Below are 13,905 nucleotides of genomic sequence, written 5' to 3'. Positions count from 1 at the left end.
ACCATGTTGGTCTTGAAACCCTCTGACGGTCGCCTTCCCTCCGAACTCAAGGAGGAGTGCCTGCAGCTCGTCGCCTCTTGGCTGCTCGAGGAGTGGCGAGCCACGGAAGACGATCTGGTCCGGGACACTGACACACCCTACACCCGCGGCACTGCGCGCTTCGGCCGACAGAAGCAACGCATCATGCTCGAGTACCTGTCTGGCCGGCACCCGTGGCTGAAGGTCATGAACGGTGGCCTCGACATCGTGTTCGCGATCAACGGCATCCCATGCCGGTTCAGCAACGACGATGCCGATGCGCCGAAGAAGCGCGCGGTCCTGGAAACCCACCTGTTCCAAATGCCGTTGTTGGATGAAGCCGAGCCCGGCGAAGCTGCGCGATTTGTCTTCGTCATCGACTGCGGGGCCGATGAGTCCAGTGACCCTCGCGTCGAGCTGCTTGGGTTCTCCAACGCCGACCAAGTGGTTTGCCGCTGGATCTCTGGCGGTGTGCGCCGCATCGGCGAAGCCACCCCTTCGCTGCCGGCAGCCGTCGAGGTTCCGAAGCCGGTCATCGCGCCGAAGCGCCGCCGTGACGACGATGACGAGGCAGTCGCATCTGCAGGGCCATGAGCCAGATCATCTACTCGAATATCCGTCTCGCGCGGCTGTTCAATGGCTTGTCCCTCACCGACCTGGGCGAGCGGCTCGACAAGTCCAAGCAGTATCTGAGTCGTGTGGAGACCGGCGCCGAGCCGGTCTCTGCTTCTCTGGAGCAGGCGCTCGTTGAGCACCTGGGCATCCATCCCGAGTTCCTGCGGCACGTAGACCCGATGCCGCTCACCGAAGAGCAGTGTCACTTCCGCAAGCAGCTGACCACCAAGGTGGCCCTGCGTCAGTACGCCCGTGCGCGCGGCGAGATGCTCAAGCGACTGGTGTGCGTGCTCGAAGAGCACCTCGACATGCCCGGCTACCGCATCGCCGAGGCGGATCCGACCTCCGAAGAATCGATCGAGCGTGGTGCCGAGCAGTGCCGAAGTGCCTGGGGCCTCGGCTGGGGGCCGATCAGCAACATCACTCGCGTGGCCGAGAACGCCGGCGCGGTTGTCATGCGTGTGAACGGCCTGGCCAATGAAGTCGACGCCGTGTCGTTCGCAACGCGGCGTCCTGTGATTGCGCTGAACGGCTCCGGGCGGTCGGCGTGCCGCGCGCGCTTTGGTATCGCCCATGAGCTGGGGCATTTCGCGCTGCACATCGGCGTGCTTACTGGTGACCGTCTGACCGAGACCCAGGCCAACCGCTTCGCGAGCTCGTTCTTGCTGCCGCGTGCGTCGTTCCTGGCCGAAAGCCATCGCGCGCTGCGCGGATCGAGGATCAATTGGGACTACATGAGCCAGCTGAAGCAACGCTGGGGCGTGTCCAAGTCAGCGCTGCTGTACCGCGGCCGTCAACTCGGCGTGTTCTCCGACGACCAGGTGCGCGCCGGCTACATCTCGCTCAAGCGCCATGGCGAGGCCATCGAGGAGCGCGAAGACGAATTCATGCCGGTGGAGCAGCCCGAGATGGTGAAGGACGGCCTGCGCATGATGACCGACGAGATGGGCGTGCCGCTCGCCGCCGTCGCCCGCAAGATGTGCGTGCAGCCGAAGCTGCTGCGCAATCTGCTCGGTGACGAAGAGGATCCAACCGACACCAAGGTGGTGAACCTCTTCGCCATGGCCTGATCGGCCGGGCCGCGTCAGATCACCAGCGGCGGCAGCGCACGCACGATCTTCATCGTCTCGACGCTCACCGTGATCACGCGCAGCAGCAGTTCGAGCGGGTAACGCGGGTTGCCCACGGTTTCGACTGCCCAGTCGTTGGCGTCATTGACGATGCCGCTGGCCGCGTGCATGCGCCAGGTTGAGCAGCCGCTGGCGCACCGAGGCGCCCATGTTGCGCGGGTGATCAGGCATCGCTGGTCAGCGCCATCACGTAGGGCTCCATCGTGGCCCAGACGCCCGCTGCGTTGGCTTCGCGGGCGATTTCTGCTGGCGTGGCCTTGCGCTGCCGCAGCGCTTGGCGCAGGCCCTCGACAGCGAGGGCATCGCCCACTGTTCGGCGGTAGCGGAACAGGTCGGCCACGGTCTTGGCTACGCCGAAGACAGGCACGGGCGTGCCGGCGATCTTCTTGTGTTCAACGCTGCGTTGAAGCAGCTCGTCAGAGAACCGGGCGATTCGGATCGGTGGATAGGTGACCCGAGGCCGCCAGTCCTTGCGCCCGATGGCGATCCAGACCTTCGGCGGCATCTGGTCGGTCAGGCCGTGGAACGCCAGTGCAGACGCCAGGCAGATGACGCCTCTAGGTACGAGCCGCGCCGCCTCAGCCAGCGACTGCTGCGGATCAAGCGCGGCGTCGGCGAGTTGGTACAGGCCGCGGGCGAGGCGCACGACCTCGCCGGCGCGCTCCATGCGGCTGACGGTCGTGGCGGTGATGCCCGCCTCGCCAAACTCTGCCAGCCGGAGCAGCCCCCGTCGCTTGAGCAGCGCCAGCGCCTGGCTGCGCTGGGTTGAAGCGGTCGGGGCGGGCATGTTATGAATCCTAGGTCGAACGAAGTAAGCGTCCGATGATTTATACCATCCCGGTTCGGTTGCCGACAACCGCATGTCTACCGGCATTCGACGGCGGTCTCAGCTGCTCTCGGCTGACTTGGGTGCCTTGGCGGGAACGATGGCATCGCCTCGAAAGATGGATTCCACAGCCACACTGAACCCGAAGGCGAGGGGGCCTGACGGTGCTGTTCACGGTCCTGGCTGCCAGCGTCAACGATGTACAGCGAGGGTGTTGAGCCCTCGCAGTCGGTGAGCGCTGCGCACGCCAGCGCGCTGACCTTGCCCAGGTTGTAGCGCAGTCCCTTCACGAAGGATCGCCCTTGAGCGACCAGTTGCTCAATGAGCTGCTTCTCGAATCCGTCTTCGACAGGCAGCCAATGCCGCGTTGCCGGCATCAACGACAGTTCCGCGATGGTGGGGACGCCCGTCGCGGCAACGCTGAAGGTCGCGACCATCATCATGTGGATGTCGTCCGCGGCCCCCCAAAGCGCCAGTTCAGACTCGAAGCGGCGTCCGAGCCGTCGGTACAGATGCTCGTCGATCGCGAAGGCCTGGTCTGGGAGGTGCTTCACCACCGCCTTGAACCCGTATCGCGCCGGGACGATTTCCTTCACCTCCCCGATCAGAAGCATCAGCTGCTGGAGTCTCCCGGGCGCTGCCACGGCAGGCTGCCAATGCGCCAGGCGCCGGGCGTTGATTGCATCGCGTTGGTCTGGCGCGAACGGCTCCGGCACGTAGAGACGGGTGCGCAATGGGCTACCGCGAGCGAGCTTGCGTTCGGCCGCCTGGAGAAGGTGCCTTCGCACTGTGGCCCAGGTCCTCTTTCCAGCGAAGCCTGGATGCCAGCGTGTCAGTTCAGCCTGGTCCCACAGGTAGTGCAGCAGGCCGCGCAATGAGAGCCTGGTGCCGTCGCTGACGACGCTGTCGCTGTCGCTACCGCTGGGTGGCATCTGCGATCGTCCCGGCATCTTGGTCAGCGGGAAGTCGAGCCTGAGCGTCGTCTCCCCGGTTGCCGGGTCTTCGGTGATCGCGCTGCCCAGCACCTGCCCCAGGCCGGAGAACTCGGTCGGCGGCTCGTAGGACGGGCAGTCGGGGGCGTGGTGGCTGCCCGTGTCGGGCATGCGCTTGACGATGTAGCCCTCGCCAAAGCGCGCCACGTACATCTCGACGCCTTCGACCTGGCACAAGCAACGTGGGCGCTGGTGGGCCGCGTGGGCGTCGGCGACGGCATCTGCGAACCCTCGCGACCCGATCTCGAAGCGCCGGCCGGCGATCTCGTACAACGCGGCAGGTGCCGCGATGCCACGGGCCGAAGTCTCCACGGGCGTGGCCTTACCGCGCCGGTGCCGGCGCGGCGCGGTCGCGCGAGCGCTGCATCTCAGGCGCGGGGACGACGACGGGTCGCTGCGACGGCGCGGCCTTGTCGTAGACCTTCACCTTGGGCACTTGGCCGTCGCGGATGCGCTGGGCCAGTTTTTCGGTCGCGGCGGCGATCACGGCGGCGCGCTGCTTCTCGGGCACCTTCTTGGCAACCAGCACCGCCTCGATGGCGGCGAGCACTGCCTTGCGACCACCGCCGCCGCGGGCGGATGCCTTCTCGGCCGGCGCTGCCGCTGCACCGCCACTCGCATCCCGGGCCGGTTCGATGCGGTTGACTTGGCGCGCCTCGCGCTCGCGCTTCAGCACTTCCAGGTCACTGGGGTTCGGCTCGTAGCCCAGGGTCTTCACGCCGCGCACGGATGCCTCGAGCCAGACCATGCGCTTGAAGTCCTCGTTGCCGGACACTCGCAGCGCCTTCCAGTTGCGCGCCTCGGCCACATCGACCATCGACCGAGCGACCGAGGGGCTGTTGGTGTCGGTGGCGAGGCGAAACGTCGACTCGGTGAAGGCCACGCGGGAGGTGTCGCCGCGAAAGCGGTATTCGGTGCGGCCGATGGTCACGTCGCCCATCGTCACCGGAGCCCGCTTGATGATGTAGCGCTCCGTCAGCGCGGCTTCGAGGCGCGCGAGGAGCGCCGCGCGTTCGGCCTGGGTGTCGATCTTCGCCACGGACTTGGCAACGTCCTGTTCCGGCGGCGCCGTGGCCTTGCTGGCGCCAGGTGCTGCGGCCGAGCTTGCGGCCTCTGGAACCTCGTCGCGCGCCGGACCCGGGTCCAGCGGCCGCTCGGGCCGCGCAGGACGCTGCTCACCGCGTTGCCACCCGCCGTCGACCTTCTGCATCGTTGTGCGCTTACCGTCCTCGGCCACGGCGACGAAGCGTGTGCTGCCCAGCTGGTCCGCCTTGGCGACCATCTCGGGGAAGGTGTTGGCGCGGTAGGTCACCTCGGCGAAGGGGTCTCGCAACTCGTAGCGTTCGCCAGGTTCCGGCTCCGGCGTCTGGAACTTCGCGATGGCCACCGGTGCACGGTTCGCGGGCTCGACGGTACCGCCCTGGGTCGGCACGCCCTGGCGGGCTGGGGAGTTGTCTGCGTCCATGGTGACCTCGGGGTGTTGAGTGAGGTGGGGGCTCAGGGCTGGGCGACGGCTGTCGCGCTCAGCGCTACCGGCAGCGCCCGGTACAGCTCGATCTCGACACGGCGGTTCAGGCTGCGGCCTCCGGCGCTGGCGTTGTCGGCGACGTGGTCGCCAGCCGGCTGATAGGTAGCGCGGATGCGGGCCGGGTCCACGCCCGCGGCCACGAGGTAGTCACGCACCGCCGCCGCCCGCTCCCGGGCAATACGGCTTTCGGCCGGCGCGTCGGTGGTGCCATCGGTGCGCCCTCGCAGCAGGACCATCGGAGACGCCTTCGCATCTTCGACAAGGGCCGCGGTGACATCGGGCGGGATGGCCACGCGCGTGCTGCCGAAGTCGAACCGCACTGTGAAGACACTGTTGGCCTTGACTTGCTGGGCGGCTGGAGCCTGCATGGCGGCCAGAAGTTGCTGGCGCGCCGCCATGTTCGCCAACGTGGCCGAGGTGGTCTCCGCGATGCGGCTGGCCTCGGTGGCGAGCAGGCGGGTGTTCTGCAGGTCGTTCTTGCAGACCTGCAGCTCGACGGCCACCTGGGAGTTCACTGGCCGCTTCTGCGACTCGTCGACCGTCGGCGGCTTCGGCGGGGAACTGCACGAGGCCAGCGCGAAGAGCCAGGGCACGAAGGGTGTGAGGGCGATGCGGGTTCGCATGGCGTTGCTCCCGGGTCTAGGTGATATCGGCGCGTTCGATGGCTGACAGTTCGGCGATGACCACTCCGCTGTCTTCGCTGAGTAGGACGCCGTCCTCGTCGGCGACGGCTTCGATCGCGCCGCCGATCGAGGATCCGCCCGGCCGAGGGCCGACCATGAAATCGAGGATGCCTTCGGCGACCTGGCCGGGCTCTGCGTCGGCGAGTTCGGGCAGCCGGCTCATGTCATAGGCCAGTTGCTCATAGTCCAAGCCATCGCCCGGGCTCAGCTCATCGTCGGCGTAGCGCCAGCGCTCCTGCACGCGGGCCAGGTGCAGGTCCATGTTCATGCGCGGCACCGAAGGTGCCGGCAGCAGGCGCGACGTGAAGGCCCGGTCGCGGTAGTACCGAATCTTCTCGCCGAGGATCGGCTTGCAGTTCTCGAAGATCACCACCAGCCGTTCGCTGCCCAGTTCCTTGAACTCCTGCGGCAGCAGCAGCGCGCGGCGCTGCTCGCTCTCATTACGGCTGACGGTGCTGCTCCCATGGCCGCCGAATGACCGGCTGCGCCCGCGGGAGGTGGCGCGCTCGGTGAAGTGGCCAAGCATGGCGCTGTACTCGTCGGCATCGCGCTGCTCGCGCGGGGCGTACAGGATCTGCAGGCCGTGGTTGGTGGCGAAGGTGCGGGCTTCCTTGTCGCCGTAGACCGCATCGAGCTGCGACATGGCCTGCACCACCGTCAGCAGCCGCAGGTTGTAGCCCGCGAGGAAGGCGGCGGCAGTGGTGATGACGCCCACCCGGCCCATCGCCGTGAACTCGTCGTTGACCAGCAGGCACTGAACTATCAGCGTCGGGTCCTGCTCAGGGAGGTGCTGAGTATTCAGGCTGACGAGTTGCGAGAAGAACAGGTTCAGCAGTGGCCGGGCGTTGGCCAGCCGGTTCGGCGGGATGCGCACGTAGACCGACATGCGGCGGCGACGAACATCGTCGAGCTTGAAGTCGTCGGCGCTGGTGGCTGCGTCGACCACCGCGTCCGCGAAGATCGTCAGGGGCGCGTTGAAGGTGGCGACCACGCTGGACAGCGTGTTCTCCGAGTTCGACAGCAGGCGCTGCAGGGCATCGGCGCACTCGTCCGACAGAGGGTTACCTTCCTCGCGGCGTTGTGTAATCAGTCCGCTCAGGTGGTCCTTGAGGGACCGACCCTTGCCCGAGGACTGGCGCAGCATCTCGCCGATGGTGCGCGGGAGCGAGGGGGTTTCGAGGAGGACGAGGCCCAGGCCGAGGAACAGGTTGCGCGCCTGGTCGTTGAAGAAGGCTTCCGACGAGGTGCCGCCGCCATCGTTGGGGAAGAAGACCTGGCCGATGGTGAGCAGGTCGCCTACGCGGTGCAGCGGGCTGGGGCGCACGGCGGTCAGCGGGTTCCAGCGGTGGCTGCGCGCGTCCTCGTCGAAGGGCGAGAAGGCGTAGACCGCCTGGCCGTGTGCGGCGCGGTAGCCGGCCGTGATGTCGTAGTTCTCGCCCTTGATGTCGAGCACCACGACCGAGTCGGGCCAGTTCAGCAGGTTGGGAATGACGACCCCGACGCCCTTGCCGCTGCGGGTGGGCGCCGACAGCATCACGGAGAGCTGGCCGGGCAGCGTCAAGAACTTGCCCCGGTGCCGGCCGATCAGGATGCCCGGCTGCCCGTCGCTGCCGGTGAGCCCCGCGTGATCGACCTCGGCCGGGCTGGCGAACCGGGCATCGCCGTGCAGTGCGCGGCGTGGTCGGGCAGCGGCAACCAGACCTGCTGGCAGCAGGATCAACAGGCCGATCCCCGAGGCGCCGATCGCGAGATGCAGCTTCTTGCGCAGCTGGGCATCGTCCGCGTAGAGGTTCCAGTAGTGAACGATGCTGGCGAACTGGGCCTGCTTCGGGTTCGCCTTGTTCAGCACCAGGAACAGCACGCCGGCCAGGTAGACCGCCGCGCAGGCCAACGCCGCGTAGCCGATGACGGCGAAAGCGCCCGCCGCGACCTTGCGGCCCGTGGGCCAGGCCGAGAACGGCAGGGTTGCGACGCTGCTCATGCCGCGGCCTGCTGATCCCATCGGCCGAGCCGCTGGCGTCGGGGCTCGTAGAGGATCTCGGAGATGAAGCGCCCGCGCTCGTCGCGATCGAACTGCACGATCACGTCGACCACCACGCTCAGCAGCCACTTGATCTCGTCCATGCGCAGGCCGCCGCCGGCGCCGGTCTCTCGGATCATCAGCGACATCTGTTCGAAGGCGAGCGCGCAGCTGCCCGCGTGCACGCTCGTGATGCTGCCCGGGTGACCCGAGGCCGCCAGGCGCACGAAGTAGAAGCACTCGTCGCCGCGCACCTCAGCCAGAAAGATGCGGTCGGGCTTCATGCGCAGGCAGGCTTCGAGCAGCGATTTGGCCGTGACCTTTGCTGTCCCCTGTGCATCCTTGCTGTAGAACAGGTGCACGACGTTCGGGTGGTTCGGCAACGTCAGCTCGGCCGTGTCCTGGATCGTGATCAGGCGCTCGTGCTTGGGCACCTCTTCAACGAGGCCCTTCATGAAGGTGGTCTTGCCCGAGCCGGTCTTGCCGCTGACCACGATGGTCTGGTGCTTGCGCACCGCCAGGCGCAGGAACTCGGCATAGCGGCCGGCGTCCTTCAGCTCGACCAGTTCGCGCTCGAAGGGAAGCAGTTCCGCGTTCGGAGTGCGCGTCACGGTGGCCGTGCGCTCGAATAGGCCTTCGCGCTCGAAGTCATCGAGCCGCTTGATCAGGTGCGACGGCTTGCGCACCGTGATCGACACGGTGCCGCGCGGCACGGCTGGAGGGATGACGAACTGGATGCGCTCGCCGCTGGGCAGCGTGGCGGACAGCAGCGGCCGTTCCTGGTTGACCTGCTGGTCGCAGAAGGTGGCCACCGCGGTGGCCAGTGATAGGCAGCGCTCCTGCGTCATCTCCGGCGCCGGCACGGTCTGCCAGCCGCGCACCGTCTCAACGAGCAGTTCGCCAGGTCGGTTCACGCAGACCTCCAGCACGCCGGGCGCATCGAGTTGCTCGCGCAGAGGTCGCAGGAACTCGACGACCGACGTGGCATCGCCGCACCAGCCCGCATCCAGGTTCACCAGGCCCTCGCGCTCACAGGTGTGCTGGTTCATGGCCTGACCTCGCCAGCCGGTGCGGCAGCCGTGGGCTTCAACTCGTACACCGACGAGAAGTCCACGTCGCGGGCGACGTAGATGCCGACGATGCCGCCCTGGTTCTGGTAGATCAGCGGCGGGATGTTGATGGTGCTGTCCAGCACCTTCTCGGCCAGCTTGCTGGTGTTGGCCGTGGTCGATGGCAGCACGATGGTGTCGGCCTGCCGGTCGCTGGCCTGGTTCTGGATGACCAGCTTCACCGAGTCGTCGATCAGCGACAGCAGCATGGCTGCGCCGATACGCTCGCCCCAGCGGTTGTCGACGTAGCCGTCGATGCCGGACTCGCCGACTTGGCCGGTGCCGGGGGAGTCGATGTCCACCGTGACGCCCAGCGGCGTGCGGATGCGGGTCCAGAGTACGGGGATGCGGACGGTGCCGGGCCTCACCGAGGCAATGCGGTATTCGCCGTCAAGGTGGGACCCGCGTTCGATGAGCAGCACGCGGCCGTCGTCGCTGAAGACGTTGCGCTGTACCTGGCAGCCTACGAGGCCCGAGGTGGCGCTGATCACCTTGGTCTTGAGTGCACAGGTGAAGGCCGTGCCCCTGGGCAGCGTCAGGCTGCGATTGCCCAGCATCGAGGCAGCCACCTTCAGAGTGGCGGAGCCCTGGAGCTGGCCCCCGAACAGGCCACTCCCTGCAGGGGATGCCCCGATGGGTGCGGGGCCCGCCATCGGGGGCCCGCCGAGGAGGGCCCCCGAGGGCATCTGCCCGGTGGCCTGGCCCGTGGCCAGCGCCGCAGTCTTCGTGAGGTTGTCGAGCAGGCCCTGCAACTGGCGCTGGTATCCCTGGAGGTTGCGCGACGTCGCCGCAATCGGATCGTTCGGATCGGCAGCCTCTGGTGCGGCTGTTCCCTCGATCGGGGGTGCTGAGGCATCCGCCCTTCGGGTGGCGGCCCCCGGCGCCGGGAGTGCCCCCGGCCGGGTGGTCACCAGCAGGACGGGGGCATCCTCGGGCGGGGCCACCTTCGGGGCACCCGATGTCGGTGCACCCGATCCGGTGCGGCGAACTCCGATGGGCTCGGCCAGTTCGTCGGCCGTGGGTGTCAGGGCGGGGATGCGGGGAGCTGTCGCCACCGCGGCACTCGCGGTTGGCGCGGGCGGCATCTCAAGCCTGCGTGGTTCGGCCGTGGCGGCGGCTGGCTTGTCGCGCACTAGCTTCGACTCCGCGTCCTCGGCCTTCTGGCCGCTGGACGAGAAGCGCTGGATGGTGACGGCCGCCACCGCGACCAGGGAGCCGACGAGCAGTGCCACCGCCAGCAGCCCCTTCTTCGACATCGAAACACGCTGTCGGGCGGCGACGTTGGGGATGCCCGGCTCGCCGGGCAGCGGCGAGATGGCGTTGCCGTCGGGTTCGCGGTCAGCGCCCAAGTTTGGATCGCGGTCGCGCGGATCGTTCTGGTCGTGCGTCATGGTGTCGCTCCCTTGCGGTCGTCGGAGGGCGCGTTGTTGCCACTGACATCGGCCCTCAGCACGCGCTGCACGCCGGGCACCGTCGTGCCGTCGCCCGGGGGCCTGCCGTCCAGATCGAAGGCTTCGTTCCATAGACCGACGACGGCGGAGCCGGCCCGCAGCATCAGCCGCCGGCTGACGCGGTCCACCACGAGCAGGTCGTCCTCCATGCGGGCGTTGACGAGCGTCTCGCTGCCGTCACCCAGGACATGGAACACGGCCGGTACCTCGCGGTTGCCGGGGAAGCGCAGGTAGGTGAAGCGCCCGTCGTCGTAGACCAGCGTCGGAACGATGTCCTGAGAGCCGGCGCCCTCGGCGATCGAGTACTGGGTATTCATCACCTGCGGCTTGGCCTGGAGGCGCTCGGCGACGACCTGATGCGGTGACGGGGGTGGGGGCACCACCGGCAACGCCATCAGTGGCGCCGCGTCGCGCAGCGCGAGACGCGCCGGGGGGGCCATCCGGTCCGGTGCCTTGACTACGAGGCGGTAGACCGGCGGCTTCGGGTCGCCGTCTGCCAGCACGACGAAGCGGAAGCTATGCGTGCGGCGGTCGGTGACCACGGCCAAGGTGTTCGCGGCGCTGGCCGAGCTCTTGGCCTTGACGAACAGGTTCCGGCCTCCGGGCTGGGCTGCGACGCACCATGCGGCATCGGCCTTCGTGCAGTCGCCACCCAGACCGGCGGCTACCTCGGTGATCGCCTCGTCGGCATCGAGCACGACCAGCGTCACGACGCCGCGCTTGACCGGGACGGTGACGACGGTGCGCGGGTCGTAGACCACCTCGCGGAGCCGCGGGTCCGTAGGCTCCGCCGCGGCCATCGTGGAGCCGTATACCGCGACGCAGCCCAGGGCGGCCAGCCAGGCCAGCGGCTTCATGGCTTGGCCCCCGGTGCGGCGGTGTTGATCTCGGGATCGGACCGATAGGCGGTGACGACGAAGCCGAACGGGTTCTCGAGCCGGTCGCGCTCCTTGGCCAGCACCTTGGGCTGGTACTGGTAGACGACGCTGGCCACGTGCCGGGTGATGACCTCGGGCAGGTTGCGGTCCGTCAGGCGTACCACCCTGTCGTAGGTGACCGTGGCCTCGCCCTTGTTGCCGGCGCGGCCGGACGCCGCCAGGCGCACGCCGATGACGTTGATGCGCCAGTCTTCCGCGGCGCCGATCTTCTTCTGCAGGGCTGCGTCGCCCTCAAACTGGCGGTTGTAGTCGGCGAAGACCGCCGGCACCGCCATGCGCGCCACCTGGTCGAAGTCGCGCTGCAGGAACATCCAGCTGTAGCCCTCGCGTGCACGGACGAAGGTCGCGAGGTTGTGCTTGTCCAGCGCCTCCATCGGCGGGATCGTCTCGACGGCCAGACGCTGCTGGATGGTCGCCTCGCCGGTGACGCGGTCGACGACGATGGGGATCTCGACCACACGGCGCAGCGGGCCCTGGACGAAGACCGCTGCGATGCCGATGAGGCCCAGCACGAGGCCGGCGATGGCCACCCACCAGGCGCGGCGCTCCGAACGTTCCAACATCAACGCACGGTCGACTTCCCACGCGCGATTGGCGTCGATCGTCGTCGTCTCGGCAGCGGCCTGGCGATGGTCGCGGGAGCGATCAGGCAATGCAGCGGCTCTTCCTGGCGTCAGGACGGCACTCATGGGGAGACCTCGGTTGGGCTGCGCGCGGCCTTCGGGCCGCACCGGACGCAGCGGTTCAGTGATCAGGCATCAGGGGAGGTAGTCGGCCACCTTCCCGGTGCGCGTGAGCATTTGGTACTGGCGCTCCCGCTCGCGCGACCGGGCAATGCGCTCCTCGCTGTCGGCCATGCCCTGCAGCATCTGCACCTGGGACATCTCATGCGCCAGCAGCGCGTTCTCGGCGCCGATGCGGGCCTGGACTTCCTGCACCGCCTTCTGGTCGGTGGTGGCGTTGATTTGGCCCATCAGCGACTGGATCTGCGACAGGCGACCAGCGGCGGACTTCATCGCGTCCTGCAGCAGGCCCTTCTGCTGGTACGGCTGCGCCAGGGCTGCCTGGCAGCTGGTGCGCGCGTCACCGGCGAGGTCCATGCAGTTGTAGACCATGCCCACGTCGCGCAGCGCCTTGGCCGTGGCGTTCAGGCCAGAGTAGCCCGAGGTATTGATCGCGTTGACGTAGGTGTAGGCCTCGGCGGGCACGTAGTTCTTCAGCAGCGGGTTGTTGAACACGTTGCCCAGATTACGGATGCCGTTGATGCTGTTGATCTGGCTCTGCAGCTGGTTGATCTGCTGGACCTGGTTGTTGATCTGCGTGATGCCATCGAGCACCTGCTGAATCGTCTGGACCAGGTTGGCAACATCGATGACCGGGATGCCCTGTGCGCGGGCGCCACTGGCGCCGATGGCGATGAGGACGGCGGCAGCGACCTTGAGACGTGTGTGCATGGTTTCGCTCCTGTGCTGGTTGACGCTGGTTGAAGTTCATGCCCGACCGCGCAACGCGGCGAGCTTGTAGGCAGCGGTTCGCACCGCGCCGTATCCCTGGCGGACCACGGCGCCGGCACCGGCGGCCACGGTTCCTGCGGCCCGGCCGGTCGCAACAGCCGCGGCGCCCGTGGCCTGGCCCGCCGCATAGGGCAGACCGGCGCCGGCACGAACGACACCGCCGGCTGCGCCTGCGGCTCCGGCGCCCCGTGCGGAGGATGCCGAGCGCAGGCCCGAGACCATCATGGCGTTCTGGATCATCTGGATGCCCTGCTGGACTGCGGCGCCGCCCGTGAGTGCAGAGGCAAGGCTGGGGGCCTGGAAGCAGATGATCGCCATGAGGATCATGACGACGCAGTACTTCAGGCTCTCGCCGACGACGTTGAAGGTCGGGCCCAGGAAGCCGCCGTTGACTTGGATGGCCTGCACGAGCGCGTCACCCATGAACGCGCTCAGGCCAAGTGCAAAGAATGCAAACCAGGTCAGCACGACAGCGTTCAGGACCATCGAGAGCCAACTATCGAAGAACCGGGCTGTCGGACGCCACGCGAGACACAGTACGAACAGCGGACCGATGGCGATCACAAAGGTCAGGAAGAGCTTGGCCAGCGTCACGACGAACAGCGCAATGCACAAGAACACGACGTTCCCGATGGAGCAGACCACCGCCGCAAACAGCAGATCAAGACGCATGATTCCGGCGTCCTTCAAGAGGTCGAGCACCAGCTTGCTGGCCTCGTCGTTGAAGTTGTCTAGCAACACGTAGGGCGAGGTGATCGCCATCGGGTCCGCTGCCGCGGGCAGGAACGTGGTTGCAACACCAGTTGCCAGTGCGTTGGCCGAGTCGGACACGTTGGAGATGTAGAAGCCGGATTGCAGTGCGAACGCGAGGACCAGTCCAATCTTGAACACCTTCCAGAGGAAGGTCGGCACGGTCTCGGAGACTTCGTTGCGCAAGACGGCCCAGCCGTACAGCGTGACCCAGAGCGTCATCGCGGTCAGCGCAATGGGAGCGATACCCGCCATCAGTGCGGTCACGACACCGAGCACATAGGTGTTTAGGACCGCATCGAACTGAGAACCGACCCAGGCGAACATCGCT

Annotated in this window: 14 protein-coding genes; 2 read left to right on the top strand and 12 right to left on the bottom strand. The window is 67.5% G+C overall.

Translation table 11 applies throughout. The features are described from left to right. Positions 1-12 precede the first annotated feature (12 nt). Together ASC67_RS12690 and ASC67_RS12685 are read left to right on the top strand one after the other, a co-directional pair. Positions 13-612, top strand: coding sequence for a hypothetical protein (locus tag ASC67_RS12690; protein WP_235566313.1), 600 nt, complete (start codon positions 13-15; stop codon positions 610-612). Beyond that, positions 609-1,703, top strand: a complete 1,095-nt coding sequence (locus ASC67_RS12685; protein ID WP_056321091.1) for an ImmA/IrrE family metallo-endopeptidase — start codon at positions 609-611, stop codon at positions 1,701-1,703. The genes ASC67_RS12690 and ASC67_RS12685 overlap by 4 nt, the downstream gene beginning before the upstream one ends. Positions 1,704-1,717: 14 nt before the next feature. Here the strand turns inward: ASC67_RS12685 and ASC67_RS20300 are convergent, their stop codons facing one another. The 12 genes from ASC67_RS20300 to ASC67_RS12630 all read right to left on the bottom strand — a co-directional run bounded on the left by ASC67_RS20300 (position 1,718) and on the right by ASC67_RS12630 (position 13,901). Further along, positions 1,718-1,873: a hypothetical protein gene (locus ASC67_RS20300; RefSeq protein ID WP_200946933.1), complete on the bottom strand. Its 156-nt coding sequence runs from the start codon at positions 1,871-1,873 to the stop codon at positions 1,718-1,720. Between the two features lie 53 nt (positions 1,874-1,926). Further along, positions 1,927-2,550: a type IV toxin-antitoxin system AbiEi family antitoxin domain-containing protein gene (locus ASC67_RS12680; RefSeq protein ID WP_056321088.1), complete on the bottom strand. Its 624-nt coding sequence runs from the start codon at positions 2,548-2,550 to the stop codon at positions 1,927-1,929. A 77-nt stretch (positions 2,551-2,627) separates the two neighbouring features. Then, on the bottom strand, positions 2,628-3,893 hold the full coding sequence (locus ASC67_RS12675) for a DUF1173 domain-containing protein (protein ID WP_056321084.1): 1,266 nt from the start codon (positions 3,891-3,893) through the stop codon (positions 2,628-2,630). A gap of 10 nt (positions 3,894-3,903) precedes the next feature. Then, the gene (locus ASC67_RS12670; RefSeq protein WP_056321079.1) at positions 3,904-5,046 is read right to left on the bottom strand and encodes an LPD7 domain-containing protein; all 1,143 of its coding nucleotides are present in this window, start codon (positions 5,044-5,046) and stop codon (positions 3,904-3,906) included. Between the two features lie 32 nt (positions 5,047-5,078). After that, entirely contained in the window at positions 5,079-5,624 is a 546-nt protein-coding gene (locus tag ASC67_RS12665; RefSeq protein WP_235566312.1) for an OmpA family protein, read from the bottom strand. 124 nt (positions 5,625-5,748) lie between these two features. Beyond that, entirely contained in the window at positions 5,749-7,773 is a 2,025-nt protein-coding gene (locus ASC67_RS12660) for a type IV secretory system conjugative DNA transfer family protein (protein ID WP_056321072.1), read from the bottom strand. Further along, positions 7,770-8,861: a P-type DNA transfer ATPase VirB11 gene (virB11, locus tag ASC67_RS12655; protein ID WP_082536001.1), complete on the bottom strand. Its 1,092-nt coding sequence runs from the start codon at positions 8,859-8,861 to the stop codon at positions 7,770-7,772. Before virB11 ends, ASC67_RS12660 begins: the two co-directional genes overlap by 4 nt. After that, positions 8,858-10,312, bottom strand: coding sequence for a type IV secretion system protein VirB10 (gene virB10 / locus ASC67_RS12650; protein WP_056321070.1), 1,455 nt, complete (start codon positions 10,310-10,312; stop codon positions 8,858-8,860). Before virB10 ends, virB11 begins: the two co-directional genes overlap by 4 nt. Then, positions 10,309-11,229, bottom strand: coding sequence for a TrbG/VirB9 family P-type conjugative transfer protein (locus ASC67_RS12645; RefSeq protein ID WP_056321067.1), 921 nt, complete (start codon positions 11,227-11,229; stop codon positions 10,309-10,311). The genes virB10 and ASC67_RS12645 overlap by 4 nt, the downstream gene beginning before the upstream one ends. Continuing rightward, positions 11,226-11,999: a virB8 family protein gene (locus tag ASC67_RS12640; RefSeq protein WP_056321064.1), complete on the bottom strand. Its 774-nt coding sequence runs from the start codon at positions 11,997-11,999 to the stop codon at positions 11,226-11,228. The genes ASC67_RS12645 and ASC67_RS12640 overlap by 4 nt, the downstream gene beginning before the upstream one ends. 69 nt (positions 12,000-12,068) lie before the next feature. Further along, complete coding sequence (locus ASC67_RS12635; protein WP_056321060.1) at positions 12,069-12,764, bottom strand: type IV secretion system protein; 696 nt, start codon at positions 12,762-12,764, stop codon at positions 12,069-12,071. Positions 12,765-12,800: 36 nt separating this feature from the next. Beyond that, the gene (locus ASC67_RS12630; protein WP_056321057.1) at positions 12,801-13,901 is read right to left on the bottom strand and encodes a type IV secretion system protein; all 1,101 of its coding nucleotides are present in this window, start codon (positions 13,899-13,901) and stop codon (positions 12,801-12,803) included. Between the last annotated feature and the right edge of the window lie 4 nt (positions 13,902-13,905).

Source organism: Methylibium sp. Root1272 (assembly GCF_001425905.1).
Lineage (GTDB): Bacteria > Pseudomonadota > Gammaproteobacteria > Burkholderiales > Burkholderiaceae_C > Methylibium.
This window is presented reverse-complemented; position numbering and strand designations above follow the sequence as displayed.

Bases quoted from the DNA above. Each gene is read 5' to 3' on its own strand.
- ASC67_RS12685 (WP_056321091.1), top strand. From the start codon at position 609: ATGAGCCAGATCATCTACTCGAATATCCGTCTCGCGCGGCTGTTCAAT.
- ASC67_RS20300 (WP_200946933.1), bottom strand. From the start codon at position 1,873: ATGCACGCGGCCAGCGGCATCGTCAATGACGCCAACGACTGGGCAGTC.
- ASC67_RS12680 (WP_056321088.1), bottom strand. From the start codon at position 2,550: ATGCCCGCCCCGACCGCTTCAACCCAGCGCAGCCAGGCGCTGGCGCTG.
- ASC67_RS12670 (WP_056321079.1), bottom strand. From the start codon at position 5,046: ATGGACGCAGACAACTCCCCAGCCCGCCAGGGCGTGCCGACCCAGGGC.
- ASC67_RS12660 (WP_056321072.1), bottom strand. From the start codon at position 7,773: ATGAGCAGCGTCGCAACCCTGCCGTTCTCGGCCTGGCCCACGGGCCGC.
- virB11 (WP_082536001.1), bottom strand. From the start codon at position 8,861: ATGAACCAGCACACCTGTGAGCGCGAGGGCCTGGTGAACCTGGATGCG.
- virB10 (WP_056321070.1), bottom strand. From the start codon at position 10,312: ATGACGCACGACCAGAACGATCCGCGCGACCGCGATCCAAACTTGGGC.
- ASC67_RS12645 (WP_056321067.1), bottom strand. From the start codon at position 11,229: ATGAAGCCGCTGGCCTGGCTGGCCGCCCTGGGCTGCGTCGCGGTATAC.
- ASC67_RS12640 (WP_056321064.1), bottom strand. From the start codon at position 11,999: ATGAGTGCCGTCCTGACGCCAGGAAGAGCCGCTGCATTGCCTGATCGC.
- ASC67_RS12635 (WP_056321060.1), bottom strand. From the start codon at position 12,764: ATGCACACACGTCTCAAGGTCGCTGCCGCCGTCCTCATCGCCATCGGC.
- ASC67_RS12630 (WP_056321057.1), bottom strand. From the start codon at position 13,901: ATGTTCGCCTGGGTCGGTTCTCAGTTCGATGCGGTCCTAAACACCTAT.